21 protein-coding genes and 1 tRNA gene are annotated in these 25,250 nt (G+C 66.1%); 10 read left to right on the forward strand and 12 right to left on the reverse strand.

Annotation, left to right across the window (positions count from 1 at the left end):
* The first annotated feature begins 331 nt into the window (after window positions 1-331).
* Together HMPREF3113_RS01760 and HMPREF3113_RS01765 are read left to right on the forward strand one after the other, a co-directional pair.
* Window positions 332-1,852 carry a DUF1254 domain-containing protein gene (locus HMPREF3113_RS01760; protein WP_217628695.1) on the forward strand — a complete coding sequence of 507 codons (1,521 nt, stop codon included), beginning with the start codon at window positions 332-334 and terminating at the stop codon, window positions 1,850-1,852.
* A 48-nt stretch (window positions 1,853-1,900) separates the two neighbouring features.
* Window positions 1,901-3,403 (forward strand): DUF1254 domain-containing protein, encoded by a 1,503-nt coding sequence (locus HMPREF3113_RS01765; RefSeq protein WP_083298682.1) that lies wholly within the window; start codon window positions 1,901-1,903, stop codon window positions 3,401-3,403.
* Window positions 3,404-4,158: 755 nt separating this feature from the next.
* Here the strand turns inward: HMPREF3113_RS01765 and HMPREF3113_RS01770 are convergent.
* The 4 genes from HMPREF3113_RS01770 to HMPREF3113_RS01780 form a co-directional block, all read right to left on the reverse strand.
* Window positions 4,159-7,563, reverse strand: a complete 3,405-nt coding sequence (locus HMPREF3113_RS01770) for an autotransporter outer membrane beta-barrel domain-containing protein (RefSeq protein ID WP_070470450.1) — start codon at window positions 7,561-7,563, stop codon at window positions 4,159-4,161.
* 518 nt (window positions 7,564-8,081) lie between these two features.
* The gene (locus tag HMPREF3113_RS19120; protein WP_343124042.1) at window positions 8,082-8,333 is read right to left on the reverse strand and encodes a DUF6538 domain-containing protein; all 252 of its coding nucleotides are present in this window, start codon (window positions 8,331-8,333) and stop codon (window positions 8,082-8,084) included.
* Window positions 8,334-8,398: 65 nt separating this feature from the next.
* A tRNA-Ser gene (locus HMPREF3113_RS01775) sits at window positions 8,399-8,488 on the reverse strand.
* A 153-nt stretch (window positions 8,489-8,641) separates the two neighbouring features.
* Window positions 8,642-9,634 carry a LysR substrate-binding domain-containing protein gene (locus tag HMPREF3113_RS01780; RefSeq protein WP_019184298.1) on the reverse strand — a complete coding sequence of 331 codons (993 nt, stop codon included), beginning with the start codon at window positions 9,632-9,634 and terminating at the stop codon, window positions 8,642-8,644.
* Window positions 9,635-9,760: 126 nt separating this feature from the next.
* Here HMPREF3113_RS01780 and HMPREF3113_RS01785 point away from each other — a divergent pair, with 126 nt between their 5' ends.
* A complete protein-coding gene (locus HMPREF3113_RS01785) occupies window positions 9,761-10,342 on the forward strand; it encodes an FMN-dependent NADH-azoreductase (protein WP_070425427.1) in 582 nt (193 codons plus the stop codon).
* Window positions 10,343-10,443: 101 nt separating this feature from the next.
* Here HMPREF3113_RS01785 and HMPREF3113_RS18280 read toward each other — a convergent pair whose 3' ends face one another.
* Complete coding sequence (locus tag HMPREF3113_RS18280; protein WP_175440324.1) at window positions 10,444-11,037, reverse strand: OB-fold protein; 594 nt, start codon at window positions 11,035-11,037, stop codon at window positions 10,444-10,446.
* A gap of 380 nt (window positions 11,038-11,417) precedes the next feature.
* Here HMPREF3113_RS18280 and HMPREF3113_RS01795 point away from each other — a divergent pair, with 380 nt between their 5' ends.
* On the forward strand, window positions 11,418-11,777 hold the full coding sequence (locus HMPREF3113_RS01795; protein ID WP_070470452.1) for an SH3 domain-containing protein: 360 nt from the start codon (window positions 11,418-11,420) through the stop codon (window positions 11,775-11,777).
* Window positions 11,778-11,902: 125 nt separating this feature from the next.
* On the opposite strand, the gene serS is transcribed toward HMPREF3113_RS01795, so the two are convergent.
* Window positions 11,903-13,183 (reverse strand): serine--tRNA ligase, encoded by a 1,281-nt coding sequence (gene serS / locus HMPREF3113_RS01800; protein ID WP_046273366.1) that lies wholly within the window; start codon window positions 13,181-13,183, stop codon window positions 11,903-11,905.
* 112 nt (window positions 13,184-13,295) lie between these two features.
* Here serS and HMPREF3113_RS01805 point away from each other — a divergent pair, with 112 nt between their 5' ends.
* Both HMPREF3113_RS01805 and HMPREF3113_RS01810 read left to right on the forward strand, forming a co-directional pair.
* A complete protein-coding gene (locus HMPREF3113_RS01805) occupies window positions 13,296-13,931 on the forward strand; it encodes an energy transducer TonB (protein WP_070470453.1) in 636 nt (211 codons plus the stop codon).
* 148 nt (window positions 13,932-14,079) lie between these two features.
* A complete protein-coding gene (locus tag HMPREF3113_RS01810; RefSeq protein ID WP_070470455.1) occupies window positions 14,080-14,658 on the forward strand; it encodes an energy transducer TonB in 579 nt (192 codons plus the stop codon).
* Between the two features lie 162 nt (window positions 14,659-14,820).
* Here HMPREF3113_RS01810 and aroA read toward each other — a convergent pair whose 3' ends face one another.
* From aroA to HMPREF3113_RS01830, 4 genes are all read right to left on the reverse strand, one after another.
* A complete protein-coding gene (gene aroA / locus HMPREF3113_RS01815) occupies window positions 14,821-16,134 on the reverse strand; it encodes a 3-phosphoshikimate 1-carboxyvinyltransferase (RefSeq protein ID WP_070470457.1) in 1,314 nt (437 codons plus the stop codon).
* Between the two features lie 117 nt (window positions 16,135-16,251).
* Entirely contained in the window at window positions 16,252-17,448 is a 1,197-nt protein-coding gene (gene pheA / locus HMPREF3113_RS01820) for a prephenate dehydratase (RefSeq protein ID WP_070470459.1), read from the reverse strand.
* Window positions 17,449-17,499: 51 nt separating this feature from the next.
* The gene (gene serC, locus HMPREF3113_RS01825; protein WP_070470460.1) at window positions 17,500-18,585 is read right to left on the reverse strand and encodes a 3-phosphoserine/phosphohydroxythreonine transaminase; all 1,086 of its coding nucleotides are present in this window, start codon (window positions 18,583-18,585) and stop codon (window positions 17,500-17,502) included.
* Between the two features lie 136 nt (window positions 18,586-18,721).
* Window positions 18,722-19,522, reverse strand: coding sequence for an FHA domain-containing protein (locus HMPREF3113_RS01830; RefSeq protein ID WP_070425432.1), 801 nt, complete (start codon window positions 19,520-19,522; stop codon window positions 18,722-18,724).
* A gap of 121 nt (window positions 19,523-19,643) precedes the next feature.
* Between HMPREF3113_RS01830 and HMPREF3113_RS01835 the strand changes: the two genes are divergently transcribed.
* The 3 genes from HMPREF3113_RS01835 (at window position 19,644) to HMPREF3113_RS01845 (ending at window position 21,829) form a co-directional block, all read left to right on the forward strand.
* On the forward strand, window positions 19,644-19,919 hold the full coding sequence (locus HMPREF3113_RS01835) for a polyhydroxyalkanoic acid system family protein (RefSeq protein ID WP_019184309.1): 276 nt from the start codon (window positions 19,644-19,646) through the stop codon (window positions 19,917-19,919).
* Between the two features lie 99 nt (window positions 19,920-20,018).
* Window positions 20,019-20,513, forward strand: coding sequence for a phasin family protein (locus HMPREF3113_RS01840; RefSeq protein ID WP_070470462.1), 495 nt, complete (start codon window positions 20,019-20,021; stop codon window positions 20,511-20,513).
* A 275-nt stretch (window positions 20,514-20,788) separates the two neighbouring features.
* On the forward strand, window positions 20,789-21,829 hold the full coding sequence (locus tag HMPREF3113_RS01845; RefSeq protein WP_070470464.1) for a restriction endonuclease: 1,041 nt from the start codon (window positions 20,789-20,791) through the stop codon (window positions 21,827-21,829).
* A 3-nt stretch (window positions 21,830-21,832) separates the two neighbouring features.
* Here the strand turns inward: HMPREF3113_RS01845 and hutC are convergent, their stop codons facing one another.
* The gene (gene hutC, locus HMPREF3113_RS01850) at window positions 21,833-22,561 is read right to left on the reverse strand and encodes a histidine utilization repressor (RefSeq protein ID WP_019184312.1); all 729 of its coding nucleotides are present in this window, start codon (window positions 22,559-22,561) and stop codon (window positions 21,833-21,835) included.
* A 27-nt stretch (window positions 22,562-22,588) separates the two neighbouring features.
* A complete protein-coding gene (locus tag HMPREF3113_RS01855) occupies window positions 22,589-23,965 on the reverse strand; it encodes a formimidoylglutamate deiminase (RefSeq protein WP_070470466.1) in 1,377 nt (458 codons plus the stop codon).
* 63 nt (window positions 23,966-24,028) lie between these two features.
* Between HMPREF3113_RS01855 and hutI the strand changes: the two genes are divergently transcribed.
* On the forward strand, window positions 24,029-25,228 hold the full coding sequence (hutI, locus tag HMPREF3113_RS01860; protein WP_070470468.1) for an imidazolonepropionase: 1,200 nt from the start codon (window positions 24,029-24,031) through the stop codon (window positions 25,226-25,228).
* The last annotated feature ends 22 nt before the right edge of the window (window positions 25,229-25,250 follow it).

Here is a 25,250-nt window from a genome sequence, read left to right on the forward strand (position 1 = left end):
TTGCTGACGGTTAAAAGCGGGGGGATTACCGGTTGAATCACACAAATACGCGATGATGCAGGAATTGGGTGTCCACGGGACTGTTGAACTCGTGCGTAAGGCTGAGGCGCTTGGGGTGATCTCTCCTCGAATCGACAGAAGAACCGCACGGTAGAAGCCCCGGTTCAGGTAGACGAGGAAAAGATCGAATCAGCCAGGCCACGAGGTTCACCCGCACTGCCAGTAGAAATACTGAGCGCAACACAGTGAATACGCTCTTGCCAGTCCTGTGGCCGGGAGAACACAGTGGAGACAGGCCTTTTCATGCCCCTGCTCGCGGGACTGGAACCGCATGGCTATCGACCAGCGGAGCCAGCTAAGCCTGCGAGCGGCCATCACCCAGGGCCTCATTTTACCCCGCCCAATCGAGCCCATTTCCATGCGCCCAATGCCTTGTGGTTCGTCGCTCTTGCTGATGTCAGTCCTGCTTCTTCCAGCATGCCAGCGGCCTGAGAGCCAGCCCAATCGAGCGGAACCATCCACGGCTCCAGATACACGATCGGCCTCGGCAAACGAACAAGACGACGCAGAGGCGCGCGCGATCGCGAAAGATGCCTACATCTATGCGTTTGCAATGCTCGAGAACTACAACACGCTCTACAAGCAAGTGGCCTCGCCTGATGCGCCCGAATACGTCGGCGGCTTCGGCAAGTTCAGGCACTACGCGCAGCTCTACACGCCGGACAACCACGATGTCGTGACCCCCAACAACGACACGCCCTATTCTTGGGCCTGGCTGGATCTGCGCGCTGAACCCTGGGTCGTTACCGTCCCCAAGGTGCCCGAGGGACGCTACTACGTTCAGCAGTGGGTAGACCTCTTCACCTACAACTTTGCCTACATCGGCTCGCGCGCCACCGGCAACGGCGCAGCCAGCTACCTGATCGCCGGTCCCGGCTGGAAGGGCGATACGCCCGCTGGCATCAAGCAGGTGTTTCCTTCAGAGACCTCGCTGGTCTTGACGCTGACACGCACCGCCTTGAACGGACCCGACGACATCGGCAACGTCAAGAAGATCCAGGAAGGGATGAAGCTTCAGCCCTTGAGCAGCTACCTGAAGACGCAGGCCCCTCCGGCGGCCCCGGAGATTCAGTTCCCCGCTTATGACGCCGATAAGGTCCATTCCCACGATTTCATCGGCTATCTGAATTTCCTGCTGCAGTTCACCCAACCGACGAATCCGAGCGAAGCCGGTCTGATGGAGCGTTTCGCGAAGATCGGGATCGGCCCAGGACGACCGTTTGACGCCACGTCCCTGAGTCAGGCTCGCCTGGCGGCGATCGATGCGGGCGTAGCCGATGCAAAGGCCGCAATGGCCGAGAAGGCCAAAGCAACGCTATCGTCCAACGGACTGTTTGGCTCTCGCGCGGTTCTGAAGGACGACTACCTCACCCGTTCCATTGCCGCCGAGAAGGGGCTGTATGGAAACTCCATCGAGGAAGCGTGGTATGGCGGCTATGTGGGCGACGGCAATACGCCTTCGATGATCCACTTCAGCAAGGATGCCATCCCGCCTGCGAAGTTCTTCTGGTCGGTCACGCTGTATACCTTGCCGGACCGGTTCCTCTACGCCAATGAACTGAAGCGCTATTCGATTGGCGACCGGACCCACGGGCTCAAGTATGACCCCGATGGCGGGCTGACCCTGTATATCGGCCACGTCTCGCCCGGGAAGGAAAAGGAGAGCAACTGGCTGCCCGCGCCGGCCGGTCCCTACAGCGCTGTGGGGCGGGTTTACGGCCCGAGCCAAGCCGCCATCGAAGGCAAGTGGAACCTGCCTCCTTTGCAGCCGGTTCAGACACACACGCCTTGATTCGCGCAGGACCTATGTCGGCGAACTAGACCACCCAGGAGATACCGCATGCACGATCATCGAATTCCGTCTGCTCCGGGGATCGGGTTGCTCCTTGTCCTCACTGGCTGCATGACGCTCAGTGCTTGTAACGAACGGGCATCGTCCGGCAAGGAGACGGACCCGGCCGCCAGCGCGAGCCAACCGACTCCGTCCGCGCAAGCGCCGGCAGACGCGTCAGCGTTGGACGAAGCCAGGACGACCGCCAGGGACGCGTATGTCTACGGTGTCCCGATGGTGGACACCTACAAGACCGTCTACGCGTTCAACGTCGACACCGCCAACCCGCAGTACAAGGGGCCGTTCAATTCCATCCTGAACATCGCCCGGGTGTTCACCCCGGACGACACCGCTTTCGTCACGCCCAATTCGGATACGCCCTATTCCTTCGCCATGCTGGATCTGCGGGCGGAGCCGGTCGTCATTACCGTGCCGAAGATGGAGAAAGACCGCTACTTCGTTTTCCAGTTGATGGATCTCTACACCTTCAATTTCGACTACATCGGCAGTCGCACTACCGGCAATGACGGCGGCAGCTTCCTGATTGCAGGGCCGGGCTGGAAGGGCGAGGCCCCCAATGGCGTCAGCAAGGTGATCCGGTCTGAGACCGACCTGGTCAGCGTGGTTGGACGGACGCAGCTTTTTAACGCCGCAGACTTGGAGAACGTGAAGAAGATCCAGGCCGGTTACAAGGTGCAGCCGTTGTCAGCGTTCGCGGGTACGCCGGCGCCGCCGCCCGCGCCAGCCATCGCATGGATCAAACCAACACCGCCCGCGCAGGACCGCACGTCGCTGGAGTTCTTCAACCAGCTGGCCTTCCTCCTGCAGTTCGCGCAGCCGCCGCATCCGAGCGAGTCTGCCCTGCGTGCACGCTTTGCCACGTTGGGCGTCGAGCCTGGCAAACCATTCGATGCCAACCGCCTGCCGCCGCCGATGCAGGCCGCGCTCAAGGAGGGCATGGCCGAGGGGCAGAAACAGATCGATGACAAGCGCGCGTCGCTGGGGGGAAAGACCGATGCCCTGTTCGGCAACCGGGACTTCCTGAAGAACGACTACGTCGCCCGTGCCACCGGCACCCAGGTAGGCATCGGCGCGAACTCCCGCGAAGAGGCGATGTATCCGATCCTGGACAAGGATTCCGATGGGCAGCCCTTGGACGGCAGCAAAGGTGCATACACACTGCGCTTTGCCAAGGACCAGCTGCCGCCCGTGGACGCCTTCTGGTCGGTCACGATGTATGGCTTGCCGCAGCAGTTGCTGGTCAAGAATCCACTCAACCGCTATCTCATCAACTCGCCGATGTTGCCGGGATTGAAGAAAGACGCAGATGGCGGACTGACGATTTACATCCAGGCCGAATCGCCAGGAAAAGAGAAGCAGGCCAATTGGCTGCCGGCACCCGACGGGCCGTTCGTGATGTTCATGCGCTACTACCGTCCCAAGCCGGCGTTGCTGGATGGCCGTTGGACCACCCCCGCCGTGGTCAAAACGTCTACGGGGGAAAAGCAGTAGCAGGACGGCCATCCCCTCGGTCCGATTGCTGCGTCTCTTAAGTTCGGGTCAAGAACGTCGTGGAACCAGGAGAACACTCGCTTCCCGCGGATGACTGCCCCATCGCCTCCAAGGATGGGGGCCCCGCTCATCTTTCCAGGAATCTTCGCGTCGAACTCGAAGCAAGGCCTTGGGGTGGACACTGAGCGAGTCTTCGCATTGTCGTGATGGACAGCGGTGGTTGTTGCTACGGAAACCAAAAGATCCTGAGCGAAGTGACTCAGCACGACAGTATCGCCGTCGTAGCGAACTGGAATATCCGCCATCAATGCTCCCGCTTCAGCAAGAGGGCCCCCAAGTAGGGGGCCTTTCTGTTGATCACGCGCTCAAGCCCGGCATCTCATAGGTAGCCGGTCAGTACCCGTGGTGATCGAGCTGGCCGCGCGATTACAGCCCTGCAACCGCTCATCCCTTCGTTACCGCGGGGGCGCCGGCGGAGGGCCAGGACGTGCGGCGGCGTCATCTCGGCAGTCGCATAAGCACGCGCTTTTACGCGAAAGGGGGCGATGCATCCGGTAAGGGTGAAGCAGATGGAGAGGAAAAGTGCGATCAAAGCCAGTTTTTTCATTGAGGCGCCATGCTGTGGGGGCTTACTCCGTGTAGGCCATCCTCAGGCGATCATGGCTGTAATTCCACAGCCGATCGATGTCCACGGCAAACACGACGGGGGCTTGGCAGCGCCGCTGCAAACTCCCGCCCTGCCCTGTTCGTCTTCGTCACCAGTTCCAACGCATGCCCACCTTGCTGTTCCAAGATGTCTCATCGCCGTTGAAGCTCCACGTGTAATCCACGTCGGCGAACAGATAGCCGGTATCGCTCACCTGCCACGTGCCTCCCAGACCAACTTCGCCCCAGCTGTCGCCGAGGTCGGCCGTAAAAGGCACATACCCCGTCGCGCTGGAGAACTCTGTCCTGGGCGAGCCGTTGAACTCATGCCACGCGTTCAGGCGAAGCCACGCATCGCTGGCGCGGGCGCGGCCGTTGCGGCCCTGGCTACTGCCGATGCGGTTGAGCCGGACGCCCAACCTGCCCACCGTTGAATCGCCATCGCTGTAACGCACGCGCGCGATGTCATCGACCAAGTCGTCGATCTCCACGCGCTGCCAGATCACTTGCGCTTGGGGTTCGATTCTCCAGCCCGTCAGTTCTTCCGCAGTGTCCCCCGATCCCAAGGCAAAGGGCCACCCACCCTCAAGCGAAAGAACCGTGCCATTGCCGTTGGTGAAGGTGTCGGGCAACCGTGTCGATCGCGCGCGCAGGTCATATGACGTGTATTGGGCCACGGCATCCAGGTAGCCGCCGCGGGCGTTGAACCCGGTCCAGTAGGCGCCGATCGTGCGGGCATCGAACTCGTCGCTGCCGGCGTGGAAGTCATGATCCAGCAGGTTGTGGCGGACGTCTCCCTTGCCCTTGCCGTAGGCCAAGTAGCCGCCTGCGTGCTGACGGTTGCCCTCCGAGTCGATGGAGCGGTAGAAGTCCAACCCGATTTGAAGCGCTTGGAATCGGTAATCGAAGCCCGGGCCACGGTTTCCGTAAATTCCTTGGTTACCGCCGACCCGCTCGCCGTCGTGGGCCAGCACTCTCACCCATGCCCCGTTCAATCCGGTCCGGTCTTCGTCCAGATCGGTGCGCTGCCTTAGCAGGTGTTGGTCGCCGACGCGCTCGTGCAGGGTGTCCACCAGCGCCCGGCCATACAGCGCGGACATGACCGGCAAGGCGGCGGCAAGCGACACCTCTTGCCGATATGCAGGCGTCGGAGGCACCGGTGGAACAGGGGGTGTCGGCGGCGGAACGGGCGGAGGGGTCGGCGGTGCTGGGCATGGCGGGACCGGAGCACCGGGGGCGGCGCAGTCGATCGTCGACCGCAGGAACCAGCTGTTCTGGTTGTCGGCGGAGCCGACGCCACTGGCACCTCCGCGGTAAAGGAAATACTCATACGGCCCGGCCACGACGGGGGCCGAAAGTGCGAACGTATCAGCGGCTGTGGTCGAGTTGACCGCCTGCACTAACAAGATGCCGTCTGCGGCGGTGAGCGCCCCTGCCCCGCCAGTGTTCCGCACTTGGATGGCGCCCGGCCCCGTCCCTGTGCCATCGAGGATGACCAAGCGATCAGAGGGCGAGTCATCGGCCGCAAGCCAAGCATTCATCGCCAGCCTCCCATCGCCGGCATAGCTGTTCACGGTAAGCGTCTTGTAGCTGCTGGCCAGTGTGGGTGGGCCGACAGGGGGAGCGAAATCGATCACGCTGGGGTCGTTGACCAGGTTCGTCAGCACCGACGAGCCGGTTAGGAACCACGTGCTGTCGATGAGCGTGACTGAGGACGTGCTGCCTAGGGCCGTCTGAGCGGAGCCTGTCAGCGTGGAGCGGGCGATGGTCAGGGTGCCATCGGCCGCCGCGGGGCCGCTGGCAGTGGGGCCTACGTCCAACCATTGCCCACTGCCACCAACCTGGGTATCGCTCAGATCAACCGACGCCCCGGTTCCTTCGATGGTTACCGTGCCGCCTTGGGCATTGCTCAGGCGCCCGCCGGCGAACCGGACTGAGGCATCTGCTCCCGTGAGCAACAGGGCAGGCACGGCCGCGCCAGTAGCCGCAGAGTTCACCACCACGTTGGTCGCGTCCAAGGTTGCTGCGTCGCTGACCTGGATTACCGGGGCGCCCGCCCCACCACCGCTGGCAGTTCCTCCACCCGACAGCACTGCGCTCGTGCCGCTGCCGTTCGCCGAGAGAGCGGTGCCGGGGCCGGAGACGGCAATGGTGCCCGCATGGTTGAAGACAGCAGCATTGGTGAGGGAGATGCCGGTGCCCGTTGAGCCACTTGCCGAGACGGCCAATGACGAACCCGCGGCGCCAGTGAACGTGCTTGCGTCCAATTGGATGGCCGTCGCTGCCTCTTGTCCTACACCTACCCGCAGCGAACTGCCGGACTGAAGCTCGGAGGTGCTTGCGGCGAGGCCATTCAAGCCGAGATCACCTCCAGTGATGCCCGGAGTGCCCGGGCCAAACACGACGGCTCCAGAGTCGTTCCGAATGCCGACAGACCCTGCTCCGGTCGCGGTGATAGCGCTGGTTCCATCGATGGTCAGGCTGGTGCCGTCATGCATCAGGGCACCGAAGCTGTTCGCACCTGCTGAAACCGTCGTGTTCGTAAGGCGCCCGACAGCGCCCGTGGCCATGAAGAGGCCCCAGCTTCCGGTGCCGACGTTGAACTGGCTGTCGGTGGCGGTGAGGCGGGCCGGTGCGAGTGCGCCATTGCCCCACCACCCAACGCTGTCATTGCCGAGCGTGATCGAGCTGCGGAGGACATTTGATCGGGAGCCTGCGATGGCGCCTGTATAGGACCCGGCGAAGTAGTTGTAGATGCCGAGCGAGTAGTTGCCTGCGGTAATCGTGCTGTCGGTCAGGTTCAACTCGGCCTCGCCCCCGACCAACGCTCCACGGGTCCGGCCGGTGCCAGCGATTCCATCGCCCAACGTGACGGTCATGTTCGACGCGTTGATCTGGCCAAGCGCGCTTTGACCAGGCAACCCACCACCGGGGCCCGTGTTGGTGATCTGGAACGCGGTGGCCAAGGTGGTGGGCAAGTTGACCACCGTTCCGTTCGCATTGACCACACCGCCTCCGAACGCCGTCAGTGCTGCGAGCGTCATGGTCGGCGAGTAGGTGTTGGCGGGATTGAGGCCCACTACCGTCCCCGCCTCCAGGTTGAGCACGCCCCCCGTGGTCGCGATGGCGTTGGCCAGGGACTGGGGTGCCATGTAGATCGTGGTGTTGGTGAATGTGCCGGTTGCGACCGCATAAGCACCGTCCGGCCCACTGAACACGGTGATTGGGCTGAAGAAGCCGGCACCGCCGGTCGGTATCTCTGCCACAATGTTGTAACCGTTGAACGTAGCCGTGGTGCCATACCCCACCCGGACCACGTCCCAGGTCGTCCCGGGAATCGTCGCGTCAGGAAGCGCGTGGGTGGCGCCGTCGCACAGCGATACCACGCGAGGGCTGGTCTGGATGCCTTGGCACCCAGCCCCCTCCGACGGTGCGGTCAGCAGCGTCGTTCCGGACAGGGTTGGCAAGGGCTCCACCCCGTCGTCCGGCGGGGCCGCAAAAGTGGCATAGCTCATAAAGCAGGCGGACGCCAACGCGCTCAGCCGCGAGCCCCATCGAGAGCGCCACAATCTGGAGCATCCACAGGTTCCACACTGACCCGGCTGTGCGGCGGTGCAGACATCCCCCGTCCCCTTTGCCATACCCATCGGCTTAGATGACATGTCGAGCTCCACTTGGGAGCATCGAGTCTATTTTTGCGTTATGCCGTGCGCATCCGCACAACTGCCGGTTGCTCGTCAGTATGTTTACTGGCTTCCTAACAAGCGGGCCCATGCCGCTCAAAAATCAAGCGCAACCAGGACCGCCTTTGGCAGTTTTTCCGTGAATACGGCGCTCTGCTGAGGTAGCGCGCCTGCAGCCGGTCGGCCTTCAAGACGCACGAGTTCGACGCCGTCAGGACGCCCACGTAGCAGCTCCCAGGCGATGCTACGCCGCCTTCCAATCGCTTCGACCGTGCCGGCTTATAAACCCGCCCGCCACCCAGGCCGGGGGCGACGTCACGTTCTCAGCGCTCGTCAAATCAATGCGCAGGTCAGCATCCGCTTTGCTGAGCCTGGCCACGCGTTGATCCTTCAATAGTGCGAAGAGCCGAACATGGCCTGCGCCCCAGCACGACCGCACACACGGAAGCCGTCGACGGTTCTCTCGTTCGAAGCGCTTGTTTCATCAGCCGGCGGCCGAGCACGACTTGAAGTTCAACGGGGACACGCTGGGCGAAGGACCAGCGACCGGTCTCGGACCGACTCAAATGGCGTGGCTGCGTATGGGCGCGTTGCCTCTGCATACCTTCCGCCGGCCCATCAAAAAGCACCACAAATTCATCTTTAGAATCAGCGACTTATGCATGATTGGCGGAGAGAGTGGGATTCGAACCCACGGAAGGAATGACCCTTCGCCGGTTTTCAAGACCGGTGCCTTAAACCGCTCGGCCATCTCTCCGTATCGGCAGCGCTTCCGCGCCCCGCGTGCCCCGGTCATTGCAACCCGGGCAACCGGTTCGGGATCGCCCCGTCCGGCATGGCTCCCCGGCTTGGGCCGGGGGTCGCATTCTCGCATTTCAGGTGGGATTTGCCCACCCGCCGGCTGTCGGGCTCAGCCCGCATCCACCGCCAAGGCACCCAGCGCACTCGCCTTGATCTTCTCCTTGGCCCGCTCGCACGCGCCACCGCAATCCAGGCGCGAGGCCTCCAGCTGCGGCGGCAGGTGTTCGGCCAGGAAGTCGATGAACACGCGTACCGCCGGCAGCAGGCCGCGGCGGGAGGCGAAGACGGCATGGCAGATACCCTGCGGCAGCGACCAGTCCGGCAGCACCACTTCCAGTTCGCCGTTGCGCACGGCGTCGGCGCAGACGGTTTCCGGCAGCATGGTGATGCCGAACCCGTCCTTGACCATGCTCTGCAGCAGCGGGAAATCGAAACCCGCCACGCGCGGCTGCAGGTCCACGCGGCGGACCGCGCCTTCCGGGCCGTGCAGTTCCCAGCGCTGACGGGCTTCGTCTTCGCTGATGCTCAGGGTGACGTGGTTGGTCAGTTCGTCCGGGTCTTTCGGGCGGCCGGCGCGATCCAGGTACTTGGGGCTGGCCACCAGCAGTTCCTGCACCTGGCCAAAGCTGCGCATCACCAGGCTGCCATCGTCATCCAGGCGCGAGCGCACGCGCAGGGCGACGTCGTAGCCTTCGTTGATGATGTCCACGCGGCGGTTGCTGATGTTCAGCTGCAGCCGCACCTTGGGGTACTGCGCCAGGAAGATCGGCAGCAGCTTGGGCAGCTGCATCTGCGCGAGCGAGACCGGCACGCTGGCGCGCACCAGACCGCGCGGCTCGGCGCTGAGGCGATCCACCACCTCTCGCGCGGCCTGGGCCTCGGCGAGCATGGTCTGCGCGTGGCGATGCACGCTGGTGCCGACGTCGGTCACCGCGAAGCGGCGCGTGGAGCGCTGCAGCAGGCGGACGCCCAAGTCGGTTTCCAGCTGGCTGATACGGCGGCTCAGGCGGGATTTGGGGATGCCCAGCGCGCGTTCTGCTGCGGCGAAGCCACCATGATCCACCACCATGGCGAAGTAGTAGAGGTCGTTGAGGTCTTGCATACCGAAGTTCCAGATATAGAACAATACGTGGTATTCAAACACCTTTATTCCAAACAGGCAACAACCTAACCTGATCTCCGTCGGCGGCGCCTTGCCCCGCCACTCCCCAGATAACAGGTGATTGCCATGAAGCTTCTTCACATCGACGCCAGCGTGCTTGGCGACAACTCGGTTTCCCGCCAGCTCTCCGCCGCCGTGGTCCAGCAGTGGCGCGACCAGGTGCCGGGTCTGGAAGTGAGCTACCGCGACCTCGATGCCCAGCCGGTCCCGCACCTGCGCAGCTCGTCCCTGGCCCAGTCCGATCCGGCCGAAGTGGCTGACGCCGAGCAGGTGCTGGCGCAGTTCCTGGCCGCCGACGTGGTGGTCATCGGCTCCCCAATGTACAACTTCAGCGTCGCCTCCACCCTCAAGGCGTGGATCGACCGCCTGGCCGTGGCTGGGCGCACCTTCAAGTACACCGAGAATGGCCCGGTGGGCCTGGCCGGCGGCAAGCGCGTGATCGTGGCCAGCAGCCGCGGCGGCCTGCACACCGGCGCCCCGACCGACTTCCAGGACCCCTACCTGCGCCAGGTCTTCGCCTTCTTCGGCATCGACAACGTCGAGTTCGTGCGGGCCGAGGGCATCGCCTATTCGCCTCAGCACCGCACCGATGCGATTGCCCAGGCCCTGGCCGCGCTGCCGCAGCCGGAAGAACTCGCCGCAGCCTGAGCCGCGCAGGACCCACACCGTTCCCTCCCCCTCGTCGTGACGGTGTGGGTGTGGCAGAGATGGCCCCTCCAGGGGCCATCTTTTTTGGACGCGGCTCGGCCTTACTGCAGTTCGCAGTCGCGCGTCATCGGTGATCCCAGGATCATGCCGTTGCCCGTGCAGGCCGCGAGCACAGTGTCGCCTTTGCCGAGCGCGCCGGCCTCTTCCCTGGAGAGGCCGGAGATCATCACCTGGTCGACGCTTCCGGCCTTCAGCTGCACCTGCGGCTTATCCATCAGATCCGTCTGGATGCTGGCAACTTCGCCGGTGATCAGCAGCCGCTTGCCTTTGTAGAGGACGTCGGCGGCGACCTCATTGGCCTCGTAGTCCCGATGGAGCTGGCGCGCGCTGATTTCGACAGGCACGACAGGCGCGATGGTGATGTCCTGCTGGCGGCCCTTGCCCGCATTGGCCTGGGCATCGAGGGCCGGCTGACCGATCGCGCTGACGGTGCCGGCGAACACCACGACGCCCACGAGGTAGACCAGCGGGGAGGCGACGAGGGACAGCAGGAGCTGGGCGATGCCTTTGCCGGCGCCGCCCTTGGCCATCGCCACGACAGCCAGGATGAAGGCCACCAGATTGAGCGGCCAGCCGAGGAAGAGCCCGAGCCCCGGAAACGGGATCAGGAAGCACAGCCAGGCGATGCCCAGCATCAGCCATGCGGCGATGCCGGCGGGATTGGAGGATGGGAGGGGTGCAGCCGCTGTAGTCACCGTGCGTCCTGTGGAAGTAGATGTCAGTGCCCAGCCTGTCCGCTGTGTGCCGCAGGAAATGGGCATCGATCACACCACCACGTGCGGGCCGTATGGGTCGCCTACCGGATGCTCATCCGCGAAGCCCCGTGCCTGCCGTCTCTGCGGCCTTCCACGCCGAGTGCCGCCCACTCGGCTATCAACCTCTCCTACATTTCATCACGGCGTTTTCTGAGCTGCCTCTCTTCCTCATTGGAAGCCGCATCGCTGACGCAATCAACGCTGCCGCGTCGCGGCGATGGCCGCTAAGCTGGGGGCTCTTTACACATGGCTGATTCCGCATGGATTACCGCGTCATCCAGACCCACCGCAGCGAGTTCCCCCACCCGATCACCCTGCAGCCCGGCGATCCGCTGCAGGTCGGCGAGCGCTACCAGGGGCCCGAAGGCTGGGACAACTGGTATCTGTGCCAGACGCCGGGCCAGGCCGCCGGCTGGGTACCGGCGCAGGTGATCGGCCGCAACGCGCAGGGCGATGCGATGGCGGCCGAGGCTTACTGCGCGCGCGAACTGGACGTGGATGTGGGTCAACACGTGCGCGGTGAGCGCGAGCTCAACAGCTGGGTCTGGTGCGAGCTGGTTGGCGGCACCACGTCCGGCTGGGTGCCGCTGGGCGTGTTGGCGCCGATGACGGACGGGTAGAGCCACCCCATGGGTGGCAGCAGGTGATGCATGACCGGTACGGAAGCCACCCATGGGGTGGCTACCGAAGCACCAACAAAAAACCCGCCTTCCGGCGGGTTTTTTACACGCGTCACAGCACCGGATCAGCCGATGACATCCAGCCCGCCCATGTAGGGCTTGAGCACGTCCGGCACGGTGATGCTGCCGTCGGCGTTCTGGTAGTTCTCCATCACCGCGATCATCGCGCGGCCGACCGCCACGCCCGAACCGTTGAGCGTGTGCAGCAGTTCGGGCTTGCTGGTTTCCGGGTTGCGCCAGCGGGCCTGCATGCGGCGCGCCTGGAAATCACCACAGTTGGAGCACGAAGAGATTTCGCGGTAGGTGTCCTGCGAGGGCAGCCACACTTCCAGGTCGTAGGTCTTGATGGCGGCAAAGCCCATGTCGCCGGTGCACAGCAGCACCTTGCGGTAAGGCAGGCCCAGCTTTTCCAGCACGACTTCGGCACAGCGGGTCATGCGCTGGTGCTCTTCATCGCTCTGCGCCGGGGTACAGGCGGCGACCAGTTCCACCTTCTCGAACTGGTGCTGGCGGATCATGCCGCGCACGTCGCGGCCGCCGCTGCCGGCTTCGGCGCGGAAGCACAGCGAATGGGCGGTCATGCGCAGCGGCAGCTGCTCGGCGTCGATGATTTCATCGCGCACGATGTTGGTCAGCGGCACTTCCGAGGTCGGGATCAGATAGCGGGTGGACTCGCCCACGGCAGTCTTGAACAGGTCGTCCTCGAACTTCGGCAGCTGGCTGGTCCCACGCAGCGACTCGGCATTGACCAGGGTCGGGACGTTGGTCTCTTCATAGCCGTGCTCACCGGTATGCAGGTCGAGCATGAACTGCGCCAGGGCGCGGTGCAGGCGCGCGATCGGGCCACGCAGCACGGTGAAGCGCGAGCCGGACAACTTGGCCGCGGTCTCGCCATCCAGCCAGCGGTTGCGGGCGCCCAGCTCGACATGATCAAGCACCGGGAAATCGAACGCGCGCGGGGTACCCCAGCGCTTCTGCTCGACATTCTCCGATTCATCCTTGCCCGCCGGCACATCCTCGGCCGGCAGGTTCGGGATGCCCAGCGCGATCGCTTCGATCTTCTCGCGCAGCACATCCAGGGCCAGTTCCGAGGCTTTCAGTTCATCGGCGAACGCGGCCACCTCGGCCATGATCGCCGAGACGTCTTCGCCCTTGGCCTTGGCCTGGCCGATGGCCTTGGAACGGCTGTTGCGCAGGCTCTGCAGCTCCTGGGTACGCACCTGGATCCGCTTGCGATCGGCTTCCAGCGACTCCAGCCCGGAGACATCCAGCTCGAAACCGCGCGAGGAGCGCAGGCGTTCGGCAAGGTCGGCGGGCTGTTGGCGGAGCAGGGCTGGATCGAGCATGGCGGCAGAGGGGTCTACGGATTCGGAGGGGGATTATCGCCTGTTATGCGTTTTTCTGCCGCCGGTTCATCCCGGGCGTGGCAGAATCGCGGTGATCCATACGGTATGCCCCATGTCTGCTTCCCGCTCGACTTCTGGCAAGAACATCACTTCCCAGCTGCCCCGCCGCAGCCTCAAGATCGCCGCGATCGCCTTCGGTGCGGGCGTGCTGCTGTTCCTGGTGGTGTGGCTGAGCAGCCGCAAGGACGGCTTCTACAAGGCCGACCCCGCCGCGCAGACCCCTGCCCAGGTGGCCGAGGTCGAGCCCCTGCCCGAGCCGCTGGCCGCTGCGGCCGGCTCCAGCGACATGCCCGACGCCAAGGCGCCGCCGGCCAATGAAGAAAAGCCGCAGCTGGTGGAGACCGCCCCACCGCCGCCGCCGGCTGCGCCCGCTGCACCGGCCGCGCCTGCTGCGCCTGTGGCGATGGCACCGAGCGACCGCCCGCAGCCGATTGCCGACCAGTCGCCGCCGCCCAGCTACCCGCCAGCCGCACTGCGCCGGGGGGATCGCGGCACGGTCGTGGTCCGCGTGGATGTGGATGCCACCGGCTATCCCTCGGCCGTGACGTTGATCCAGCGCAGCGGTTCACGCGACCTTGATCGTGCCGCGTCCGATGCAGTGCGCCGCTGGCGCTTCCAGCCGGCGCAGAGCAATGGTGTGCCGGTGCCTGGCAGCCTGGAAGTACCGTTCGACTTCACTCCGCAGTGATTCATCACCGCATCACGCGGTGATTTTGCAACGGCTCAGCAAACTGAACCTTGATGGCAATGCAGTCGCCGCGTTGACGGTGCGCTGACACATCCGCAACCGGGTACGCGCAAGACTGCGGGTGTCACATCGACACCAGGAGTCAGCCATGAGTGTTACCCATGCCCCGGACATGCCCCGCTCGCCGCAGCATCAGCGCGACGTGATCGATGAGCCCCACAATCGCCGTACGTCACCCTGGTTGTGGGTGGCGTTGATCGTGGCGATGTTCGCCGCTGCGCTGGTGTGGCTGCGTTATGCCACCCCGGGCGATACCAACGACGCGCCGGTCGGCCAGCGCATGTTGCCCGCCACCGAGACCGCGCCGGTAGCGACGACGCCGGCCCCGGCGGCGCGCCAAGCGGCTCCGGCTACCGAGCAGCGCAAGGCGACCCCGGCCGTGCGCAATCGTGAGGCCCGCCCGCTGGCGAGCAATGCCAAGCCGGCCTACCCGCGTACGGCGCTGCGCAGCGGCGTGCAGGGCAGCGTGGTCGCGAGCCTCAACGTGGATACCCGCGGCCAGGTGACCGATGCCAACATCGTGCAGCGCAGCGGTACGCGTGATCGCGATCTGGACCGTGCGGTGCTGACCACCGTGCGCGACTGGAAGTTCGAGCCGGCCATGCATAACGGCCGCGCCGTCGCCAGCGTGGTTCGCGTGCCGGTGGATTTCCGTACTGAGCGTTAAGCAGCTGCGCTGAGGCGGGAACGAAAAGGGAGGCCAGTGGCCTCCCTTTTTTTTGTTCCGTGAAGTACCGCGACGACGCCAGGTCAAGGCAGTGCCGGGCGCTGCTCGGCAACCACGCATACCGGGCATCTGGACGCAGCAGCGGCAGAACCCGGCATTATCTCAGCCGGCGCGAAGCCCGAAACCTGCGCCGGTCGCCAGACCATCGAAATCCGGGAACGAGGTCGCTACGTTGGCGATGTCATTGACCCGCACCTCGCCCGTGCTGAGCTGGCCGGCAATGGCGAAGGCCATCGCGATGCGGTGATCGCCATGGCTTTCGATGGTGCCGCTGCCCAGCGCCGCGCCGCCATGGATCGTCGCGCCGTCCTCGGTCTCGTCCACCTGCACGCCCAGCGTGCGCAGGCCGGTCGCCATCGCGGCCAGGCGGTCCGATTCCTTGACCCGCAGCTCGGCCGCGCCACGCACCACGGTGTTGCCCTGCGCGGCGGCGGCGGCGACGAACAACGCCGGGAACTCATCGATCATGTCCGGCACCAGCGCTTCGGGAATCTCGGCGCCGTGCAGGGGCGCGTAACGCACCACCAGATCGGCCACCGCTTCCCCACCCTGCTCGGCATGGTTCTCTTCGGTGATGTCCGCGCCCATCAGGCGCAGCGCGGCCAGCAGACCGGTGCGGCGGGGGTTGAGGCCGACCGCGCGCAGGCGCAGTTCGGAGCCCGGGATGACGCTGGCGGCCACGAGGAAGAACGCCGCCGAGGAGAAATCGGCCGGCACCACGATATCGGTCGGGCGCAGGCGCTGGCCACCGCGCAGGCGGGCCTTGCCGGGCGAGAAGTCGATATCCACGCCGAACGCGCGCAGCATGCGCTCGCTGTAGTCGCGGGTCGGGTGCGGCTCGATGACCGAGGTTTCGCCCTCGGCATACAGCCCGGCCAGCAGCACGGCGGATTTGACCTGCGCACTGGCGACCGGCGAGGCGAACGCGATGCCGCGCAGCGTCTGCCCGCCCTGCACGCGCAGTGGCGGCGTGCCATCGGCCTCGGTCTCGATCTTCGCGCCCATCTCGCCCAGCGGGCCGGTCACGCGGCGCATCGGGCGGCGCGACAGCGATTCATCGCCGACCATCACCGAATCGAACGACTGCGCGGCCAGCAGCCCGGCCAGCAGACGCATGCCGGTGCCGGCGTTGCCGCAATCCAGCGGTGCGCTCGGCGCCTGCAGGCCATCCACCCCCACGCCATGCACGATGCGCTGCGACGGCGACGGGGTGTCGATGCGCACGCCCATCTGCGAAAAGATCGCGGCGGTGGCGCGGGTGTCTTCGCCTTCAAGGAAGCCATCGATGCGCGACACGCCATCAGCCAGCGCGGCGAACATCACCGAACGGTGCGAGACGGACTTGTCGCCGGGGATGGTCAGGCTGCCCTGCAGGGGCTGGCCCTTGTGGGCGATCCAGTACGGAGATGCAGTCATCGGAAATCCTATGGGGCGGGGCCGCCGCAGCGGCGATGCAACGGTGTGCGGAAGGGCCGCAGTGCCCATGCGGGCACCGGGCCGGGCGTAGCGCGCAGTGCGGCTACGCCGTTCGGATCAGGGCACGGCGACCGGATAGGAGCCGAGGATCTTTATCTGCGCCGAGTGGGTTTTCAGTTCGGCCAGGGCCGCCTGCATCGCCTCGTCGTCAACGTGGCCAGCCAGGTCGATGAAGAAGCCGTACTCCCACTTGGCGTTGTGCGAGGGACGCGACTCGATCCGGTTCATGCTGATGCCATGCCGCGCGAACGGGCTGAGCACATCGAACAGCGCGCCGGGCTTGTCGTGAATGAACACCAGCACCGAGGTGCGGTCGTGGCCGGAGGTGGGGAAGATGTTGCGGCCGATCACCAGGAAGCGCGTGGTGTTGTCCGCATCGTTCTGGATCGGCTTGGTCACCACCTTCTTCAGGCCGTACACATGCCCGGCACTCTCGCCGCCGATCGCCGCGGCGTCATCGGCATTGCGGGCGCGGCGCGCACCTTCGGCATTGCTGGATACCGTGATCTTCTCGGCCTTGGGCAGGTTGGCGCGCAGCCACGAGGAGGTCTGCATGAACGACTGCGGGTGGCCGTAGACGCGCTCGACATCTTCCAGCCGGCCGCTGCGCGACATCAGGTACTGCTGCACGCGCAGTTCCACTTCGCCACAGATCTTCAGGTTGGAGGTCAGGAACATGTCCAGGGTGATCTGGATGGTGCCCTGCCCCGAGTTTTCCACCGGCACCACGCCGAAATCGGCGTTGCCTGCTTCCACTTCCTGGAAGACCTCTTCGATGCTGGCCAGCGGCAGGCCCAGCGCCGAGCGGCCGAAATGCTTGAGCACCGCCTGCTGGCTGAAGGTGCCTTCCGGACCGAGGTAGCCGATCTTCAGCGGCTCCTGCTGGGCCAGGCAGGCCGACATGATTTCGCGGTAAACGTGGACCAGCACTTCATCGCTGAGCGGGCCCTCGTTGCGGTCCACCACCATGCGCAGCACCTGGGCTTCGCGCTCGGGGCGGTAGTAATCCACGGCGGCGGCGAGCTTGCCCTTGGCCTTGCCGACCTGGTGGGCGAAGTTGGCGCGCTCGGCGATCAGCGCCTGGATGCTGCGGTCGATATGGTCGATCTTGGCGCGCACGTCCGAGAGCACGGGCGCGGCAACGGCCGGCGCGGCATCGCGCTTGGCGGCCTTGGCCTTCTTCGCGGGGGCAGCCGCCTTGGGCGGGGTCGGCGCTGGCTTGGCAGCCTTGGGCTTGGCGGGTTTGGTGGCCATCTGGGTTCCAATTGCGGTGGGGCGGCGAGCGCCCCGGGAAAAACGAATGCGTCAGCCGTTGCGCTGCTGGAAATCGCGCATGAAGGCGGCCAGCGCCTGCGCGCCCTCCACCGGCATGGCGTTGTACAGCGAGGCGCGGATGCCGCCGACCGCCTTGTGGCCCTTCAGCGCCAGCAGGCCGGCCGCTTTGGATTCACTGACGAAACGCGCGTTGAGCGTGTCATCCGGCAGGAAGAACGGGATGTTCATGCGCGAGCGTGCGGCCGGTACGACTTCATTGCGGTAGAAGCCGCCGGACTGGTCGATCGCCCCGTAGATCAGGCCCGACTTGACCGCGTTGCGGCGGGCGAATTCTTCCACGCCGCCTTCGGCCAGCATCCACTGGAACACCAGCCCGGCCAGGTACCAGTTCCAGGTCGGCGGGGTGTTGAGCATGGAATCGCGCGCGACGTGCGAGCGGTAATCGAAGATGTCCGCTCGCGGCTGGCCGCTGCGCTCGAGCAGGTCGCGGCGCACGATCACGACCGATACGCCGACCGGGCCGAGGTTCTTCTGCGCCCCGGCGTAGATCAGGCCGTACCGGCTGACATCCAGCGGTTCGCTGGCGATCGACGAGCTGAAATCGGCGAACAGCGGCACCGTGCCCACGTCGGGGGTGTCACGGAACTCGACGCCGTGGATGGTTTCGTTGGCGGTGATATGCACGTACGCGGCATCGTCGGAGAGCTGCCAGCTGGCGCGTGCCGGGATGTCGTGGAAGCCGTTGGCCTCGCTGCTGGCAGCCACGTTGACCGAAACATACGGGCTGACCTGCTTGATCGCGGTCTTGCCCCAGTGCCCGGTGAGCACGTAATCCACGGTCTGGCCGGGCTGGGCGAAGTTGAGCGCGAGCAGGGCCTGCTGGGTGGTCGCGCCGCCGGCCAGGAACATCACCGCGTAGTCGCCCGGAATGCCGATCAGGCGGCGCAGATCGGCCTCGGCCTGGGCGGCGACGGCCATGAACTCCGGGCCGCGGTGACTCATTTCGACAATGGAGGCGCCCGCGCCGTTCCACTCCAACATCTCTTCCTGCGCCTGGCGCAGGACCGATTCCGGCAGGGTTGCAGGGCCGGCACTGAAATTGAACGCGCGCGTCATGTCACACCTATGGGGCAAGACCCCTAGTATGCCGCAGCGCACCAGCCTTTAGGCCTTGCAGGACAAGGCGAATTTGGTTGCAAACGAATCTAATGGCCCACGCCAGGTATGCCTGGTTGCCGGCCAGCGGCCGGCACTACCTCGCCCCGAACCAGAGCAGGCCGCTGATCGCTGCCGCGAGCAGCAGCGCACTGACCAGCAGCCACGGCCAGCGGCTCACCCGCTTGGGCACGGCCACCGGTTCCGGGCGCTGGCGCGCTTCGAAGCCGTCATCTTCTTCCTCGACCACGATGCGCTTGCGGCCGTCATGCGGCACCTCGAGCACGAAGCGGTGCTGGGCATCGAAGACCAGCTGGTCACCGGGCTGCAGCCAGCAGTGGCGAACGGTGACGCCATTGACCCGGGTTGACTCGCCGGCGCCCAGGTCGCGCAGCAGCAGGCGCTCGCCGTGCTGCTCAAGGCGGGCGTGCTGCTCGGCGAAGGCCGGGTCGTCGATGACGATGTCCGCCTCCGGCCCGCGCCCGATCACGCGCGGGCGATCCAGGGTGAAGCTGCGCCCGTGGTGCTGGCCGCCGACGCCACGCAACAAACGCTGGTCATCGCCACCGTCATCGCTGCGCGGCGGTGCGTGCGCAACGGCCTCGCAGTCGCCCTGCACCACCATCTCCACGCCATCGGCGTAGACGGCGTCGCCCGCGCGCAGCAGCGCCATCCGCCGCACCGGGCGGCCATTGACGTGGATGCCGCGGATGCCGCTGGCGACCTGCAGCCACAAGCCGCGGTCGTCCAGGCAGAACTGGGCCAGCAACAAGGTGCCGGGAGTGTCATCGCCAAGCCGGACAGTGCCCGAAGCATGACGCACGATGCGCTGCACCCCGGGCCGCAGCGGCTGGTCAGGGTGTTGGCGTTGAGTAAAGTGGACTAGCAGGTTCTGCACGCGGCGCAGCCTAGCAGGTTGAATGTCAGGGAAGAAGAAGTGTGACGCAGACCTTGGAGTTGTGCCTGAGGATGCGCACAATGCACGCCCGAATCCGCGCCGTTGTCCGCCAGGAGACTGTATGTCCACCATCGATATCCGTCACGCCCACTCCCTGCCCGCCGAAAACGCGCGCAAGGCCATCGAAGAAGTCGCCGCCAAACTGTCCGAGCGTTTCGGCCTGCAGTCCAGCTGGGTGGGCGACGTGCTGAACTTCAGCGGCTCCGGCGTGGATGGTGCGATCGCGCTGCAGCCCGGCCAGGTGCAGGTCACCGCCAAGCTCGGCTTCCTGCTCTCGGCCATGAAAAGCATGGTGGAAAGCGAGATCCAGCGCGTGCTGCAGGAAAAGCTCGGCTGAACCGACACCCGGCCCGGCGCTGCACAGGCGCCGGCCATCACATCGCTTGAAGCCGGCGATGCATACGATCCAAGGGTGTCCACCCACAGGGATCGCCCCATGAATTCACCCAACGACTTCGACGATCGCATCCCCGGCGAGAAGCCCTCGCTGCAGGATCAGGCCGAGCGCTTCTCGCGCAAGCTGACCGATTCGGCCCAGCAGATCTGGCTGGCGGGGCTTGGCGCCTTCGGGCGCGCACAGGCCGAAGGCAGCCGGGTCTTCGACAACCTGGTCAAGGAAGGCGAGAACATCGAGGCCCGCAACCGTGAGCAGGCCGGCGATACGCCGCGCTGGCGCGACAATGTCGAGGAACACCTCAGCGAGGCCCGTGAAAAGGCCAGCGGCACCTGGGACAAGGTCGAGAAGGCCTTCGATGACCGGGTCCAGGGCGTGCTCAAGCGCCTGCACATCCCGACCGCCGAGGACGTGGCCGCCCTCAATGCCCGGATCGACGCCCTCACTACCCGGGTCAACCGCGCCGAGGCCCGCAATGCCTCCCCGTCGGCCGATCCGTCGCCGGGGACGCACCAGTCGCCGACCTCCGACGCCTGACTGAACTGATCCGACCTCGTTTGTTGCAAAGCAGCACGACTTTGTTGACAATCGAAATCGACCCGCCAATCGCTTCCACCGCCGTTTGTTCCCTCCCCTCACGGCTTTGGATTGGCGGGTTTTTTGTGGGCGCTCGATCGGCCGCACCACCACAAAGTGAGACGGCCGTCACCGACGTGATCGCCGGATGCCCATGCGTGCGACAACGACGCGCCGCTGACGTGCAAAGGCGCATATAAACTGTCTATCGCACTTCCCTGTTCATATCCCCCTGCATGCTCTCCTGGATTCTGGCCCTGCTGTTGGCCCTCATCGCCTGGTTCCTGGCCACGGCCTACTTCTGGCTGATCAAACGGAAGCGCAAGGAGACCCAGCTTGGCCTCAATGCCCTGGCCGGCATGCACTGGCGGGAATTTTCGCTGATCGTCCGGCGTGCGATGCACGAGCAGCGTGGCCTGCAGGACGTGCCCGATGAGGCCATGGACAGCCGCCAACCCCGCAGCGATTTCCTCATGCACGACGGTCCGCAGCGCTGGCTGCTCTCCTGCAAGCACGGGCGCGCTTACCGGATCGGCACGGCGGCGGTGAATGAGCTGGGCGCCGCCGCGCGCCTGGCCGGTGCCCGCGGCGGGATCCTGATCACCGAAGGCAAGGTCGAGCGCGATGGCCGCATCGCCGCTGAAAAGCAGAATGTCGAGGTTCTGGACGGCCCGCTGCTGTGGCCGCTGCTGCAGCCGTATCTGCCCGGCGACATGGAGTCCCGCGTACAGGCCGGTGCCCGTCGCGAGGCGATCCGCCGTATTTCGATCGCGGCGCTGGGCGCGGCGACACTGGGCTTGATGGTCGGGCTGGGCTCGCTGACCGCGGGACTGGAAAGACAATGGGCCGAGGACGAATCCGCAACGACCGCGCCTGCCGCCATGACGCCCGCCACAGCGGTCCCGGCGCCGGCCGATACCGCCCCCACCGCCCCCACCGCCGCACCGGCACCACCCGCGGCAGCGCACGAGGGTCGTCCAGGACCGGCGACCGATGCTCCCGCGGCTGCGATGGACGCCAACCCCGACAACGCCACGCTGGACCGCTATCAGCACGAACTGTCACGCAACGTGGCCACCCGCCCCGGCGTGGCCAGCGGCATCTGGCTGACGCGGCAGACGCTGGCGATCAACCGCACCGGCGAGATTGATGCCATCTGGCCGCTGATCTGCGAGGAAGTGACCCGCTACCCGGCGCTGCGCACCGTGCGCATCCAACTCAACCCGCGCCCCGGCGTGGATGAGCCGGTCCGCTGGCGGCAATGCACCACGCTGTAACGGTCAGCGCGCGCCCGGCGAAAACCGGGCGACCAGGTCGTAGGCATCGCCCAGGAACATCTGCCGCACGCAGGTGATCGGCTGCTCGCCGCGCCAGGTGAGGCGGTCGATGACCAGGCATGCCGTGCCGGGTTTGACCTGCAGCAGCGTAGCGGCCGCGTCATCGGCGCCCCACGCGCTGATCCGGTGCTGGGCGCGCGTCCACGACACGTTCTGCAGCAGCCAGCTGCCTGGCGCCGTCGTCTCGAAATCCACCTCCAGCACCTCCGGCACGCCGACCGGACTGATCAGGCGATGCTCCAGTGCCAGCGGCCGGCCATCGGCCAGGTGCAGGCAGCGGATCGCCAGCAGTTTTTCGCCGCCGGCCAGGGCGGTTTCCTCCGCGACCTGCTCGCGCGGGCGGCGGTAGGCGCGCTCCAGCAGCTGGTAGCCATACACATGCCCGCGCGCTTCCACCGCCATCGCGATATCGGGGATCTCCAGCGCCACCTGTTCCAGGTGCGGCGGCTGCCGGGCGACGAACGAGCCCGCACGGCGGCGGCGCTCGATCATGCCGCTCTCGGCCAGCGCGGTCAGCACCTTGTTCACGGTCATCCGCGAGCAGCCGTACTGCTCCATCAGCTCGTGTTCGTAGGGGATGCGGAAGCCAGGCTCCCACTGTCCACTGAGGATGCGGCTTTCCAGATCGGCGCGGATGCGCTGATTGAGGGTTGCTGCTTTCTTGCCCGTCACTCTGGATTCCTGCATGGGAGGGTCGGATCAGACCCTCAACAACGGTCGAAGTGCCGCGGCGAACCGTGCGGCCACCGCCTCGCGTTGCGGGTGGCGACCGTCACGGACCAACTGGCGCCCTTGGCGCCATACCGATCGCACGGCGCCATTACGTGCGGCGAACACCCAGCTGTCAAGCAAGGCATCGCCGTCGCGGGCGATCAGCGCCGGGTGATCGGGATCGAGCTCGACCAGGTCGGCAGGTGCGCCGACCTGCAGCCCGCTGGCCACGCCCAGCGCCTGCGCAGCACCGTTCAACGACTGTTCGTACAGCCAGCGGCCAGTGGACTGGCCATCGCCCGGGGCCAGCACGTTGCGCCCACGCAGGTGCAGGCGCTGGCCGTACTCGAGCAGGCGCAGTTCTTCGGCCGCGTCGATCAGGACGTTGGAGTCGGAACCGACACCGAACCGGCCACCGGCGCGCGCGAACGCCTGCATCGGGAACAGGCCGTCGCCCAGGTTCGCCTCGGTGATCGGGCACAGCCCGGCCACCGCGTGGCTGGCCACGATCTGCTGCAGCTCCGCCCCGGTGATGTGGGTGGCGTGCACCAGGCACCAGCGTGCGTCCACCGGCGCGTGTTCGTACAGCCACTGCACGGGGCGCATCCCGCTCCAGGCCACGCAGGCATCGACCTCGCGGGTCTGTTCGGCGATGTGGATGTGGACCGGGCCGGTGTTGAGTGGCAGCAACGCCGACAATTCCTCGCCGGTCACCGCGCGCAGGCTGTGCGGGGCGAAACCGAGCACCGCATCGTCCTGGCCCTGCAGCGCGCGCGTGCAGCCCTGCAGCAGCTCGGCAAAACCATCCACATCGTGGATCAGCCGGCGCTGGGCCGGGTTCGGCGCGGCGCCACCGAAATCGGCATGCGCATAGAACACCGGCAGCAGGGTCAGGCCGATCCCGCTGGAACGGGCGGCAGCGGCGATGCGCTCGGCCATTTCGGCACGGTTGGCGTAAGGCGCGCCGTCCGACCCGTGATGCAGATAGTGGAACTCGCCGACCCGGGTGAACCCGGATTCCAGCATCTCCACATAGGCCTGCTCGGCGATCGCTTGCATGGCCTCGGGCTGCAGATGCGCCAGGAAACGGTACATCAGCTCGCGCCAGCTCCAGAAGCTGTCCCCGCTGTTGCCACCGATCTCGGTCAGCCCGGCCATGCCGCGCTGGAAGGCGTGGCTGTGCAGGTTGCCCAGGCCCGGCAGGGCGATGGCCAACGCGGTATCACCCGCCTCGGCCGGCACCCCCGGGGTCACCTCGACCAGCATGCCGCCCTGGCTGGCGATGCGCACATCGCGCGCCCAGCCCTGCGGCAGCAGCGCATGGGCGGCGTGGAAACGAAGGATCGGTGCGGGGTTGGCTGGCATCACTGGACATCCCGGAAGAGGCGCCTATATTGTATAGACATATACACCGATGTGGTTGCTGCCATGCACTGTGACACCCTCTGGTACCACGCCAACCTGATCACCGTCGATGGCCCGGGGCTGGGCGTGATCGAGGATGGCGTCATCGCCGCGACCGATGGGCGCATCGTGCATGTCGGCGCGGCCGGCTCGGCCGATCATCTGCAGCCGGCCCAGCGCATCGACGGTGGCGGGCGCTGGATCAGCCCCGGCCTGATCGACTGCCACACCCACCTGGTCTATGCCGGCAACCGCGCCGGTGAGTTCGAGCAGCGCCTGCAGGGCGTGAGCTATGCCGACATCGCCCGTGCCGGCGGCGGCATCGTCTCCACCGTGCGCGCCACCCGCGCCGCCAGCGAAGCCGACCTGCTCGCCGCCAGCCTGCCCCGCCTGGACGCCATGCTGGCCGAAGGCATCACCACGCTGGAGATCAAATCCGGGTACGGGCTGACCCTGGCCGACGAGACCAAACAGCTGCAGGTCGCGCGCGAACTGGGCCGCCAGCGCGCGGTCGAGATCGTGCCGACCTTCCTCGGCGCGCATGCGATCCCGCCGGGCCGCGAGGCACAGGAGTACATCGACGAGGTCTGCAACGTCATGATTCCGGCCGTTGCCGCCGCTGGGCTGGCCGAAGCGGTGGACGTGTTCTGCGAGAACATCGCCTTCAGCGCTGCGCAGGCCGAACAGGTGTTCGTCGCCGCGCGGCAGCACGGGCTGGCGATCAAGATCCACGCCGAGCAGCTGAGCAACCAGCATGGTGCCGCCCTGGCGGCGCGCCATGGTGCGCTGTCGGCCGACCATATCGAACACCTCGACGCCGACGGCATCGCCGCGATGCGCCGCGCCGGCACCGTGGCGGTGCTGCTGCCGGGCGCGTTCTATTTCACCCGTGATACCACCCTGCCCCCGATCGCCGAACTGCGCGCGGCGGGCGTGCCGCTGGCACTGGCCACCGATTCCAACCCCGGCACCTCGCCGCTGACCAGCCCGCTGCTGGCGATGAACATGGCCGCCACCCTGTTCCGCATGACCGTGGCGGAGTGCATCGCCGGCTTCACCCGTGAAGCGGCGCGCGCCCTTGGCCGGCAGGACCGGATCGGCCGGCTCGCCGTCGGCCTGGACTGCAATCTGGCCGTGTGGGACATCGAGGCGCCTGCCGACCTCGTCTACCGCATGGGCTTCAACCCCCTGCACGCCCGCGTGATGCGCGGCCAACCCGTCTGAACCTAGTGATGTCTGGAGATTT

Origin of the sequence: Stenotrophomonas sp. HMSC10F06 (assembly GCF_001807865.1) — a bacterium.
GTDB classification, from domain to species: Bacteria; Pseudomonadota; Gammaproteobacteria; order Xanthomonadales; family Xanthomonadaceae; genus Stenotrophomonas; species Stenotrophomonas bentonitica_A.

Coding starts and splice junctions, on each gene's coding strand:
- HMPREF3113_RS01840 (WP_070470462.1), top strand. CDS start 20,019: ATGAATTCACCCAACGACTTCGACGATCGCATCCCCGGCGAGAAGCCC.
- serS (WP_046273366.1), bottom strand. CDS start 13,183: ATGCTCGATCCAGCCCTGCTCCGCCAACAGCCCGCCGACCTTGCCGAA.
- HMPREF3113_RS18280 (WP_175440324.1), bottom strand. CDS start 11,037: ATGCTGGGCATCGCCTGGCTGTGCTTCCTGATCCCGTTTCCGGGGCTC.
- HMPREF3113_RS01810 (WP_070470455.1), top strand. CDS start 14,080: ATGAGTGTTACCCATGCCCCGGACATGCCCCGCTCGCCGCAGCATCAG.
- pheA (WP_070470459.1), bottom strand. CDS start 17,448: ATGGCCACCAAACCCGCCAAGCCCAAGGCTGCCAAGCCAGCGCCGACC.
- HMPREF3113_RS01805 (WP_070470453.1), top strand. CDS start 13,296: ATGTCTGCTTCCCGCTCGACTTCTGGCAAGAACATCACTTCCCAGCTG.
- HMPREF3113_RS01770 (WP_070470450.1), bottom strand. CDS start 7,563: ATGAGCTATGCCACTTTTGCGGCCCCGCCGGACGACGGGGTGGAGCCC.
- HMPREF3113_RS01785 (WP_070425427.1), top strand. CDS start 9,761: ATGAAGCTTCTTCACATCGACGCCAGCGTGCTTGGCGACAACTCGGTT.
- serC (WP_070470460.1), bottom strand. CDS start 18,585: ATGACGCGCGCGTTCAATTTCAGTGCCGGCCCTGCAACCCTGCCGGAA.
- HMPREF3113_RS19120 (WP_343124042.1), bottom strand. CDS start 8,333: ATGCAGAGGCAACGCGCCCATACGCAGCCACGCCATTTGAGTCGGTCC.
- HMPREF3113_RS01765 (WP_083298682.1), top strand. CDS start 1,901: ATGCACGATCATCGAATTCCGTCTGCTCCGGGGATCGGGTTGCTCCTT.
- HMPREF3113_RS01855 (WP_070470466.1), bottom strand. CDS start 23,965: ATGCCAGCCAACCCCGCACCGATCCTTCGTTTCCACGCCGCCCATGCG.
- hutI (WP_070470468.1), top strand. CDS start 24,029: ATGCACTGTGACACCCTCTGGTACCACGCCAACCTGATCACCGTCGAT.
- aroA (WP_070470457.1), bottom strand. CDS start 16,134: ATGACTGCATCTCCGTACTGGATCGCCCACAAGGGCCAGCCCCTGCAG.
- HMPREF3113_RS01760 (WP_217628695.1), top strand. CDS start 332: ATGGCTATCGACCAGCGGAGCCAGCTAAGCCTGCGAGCGGCCATCACC.
- HMPREF3113_RS01780 (WP_019184298.1), bottom strand. CDS start 9,634: ATGCAAGACCTCAACGACCTCTACTACTTCGCCATGGTGGTGGATCAT.
- HMPREF3113_RS01845 (WP_070470464.1), top strand. CDS start 20,789: ATGCTCTCCTGGATTCTGGCCCTGCTGTTGGCCCTCATCGCCTGGTTC.
- HMPREF3113_RS01835 (WP_019184309.1), top strand. CDS start 19,644: ATGTCCACCATCGATATCCGTCACGCCCACTCCCTGCCCGCCGAAAAC.
- HMPREF3113_RS01795 (WP_070470452.1), top strand. CDS start 11,418: ATGGATTACCGCGTCATCCAGACCCACCGCAGCGAGTTCCCCCACCCG.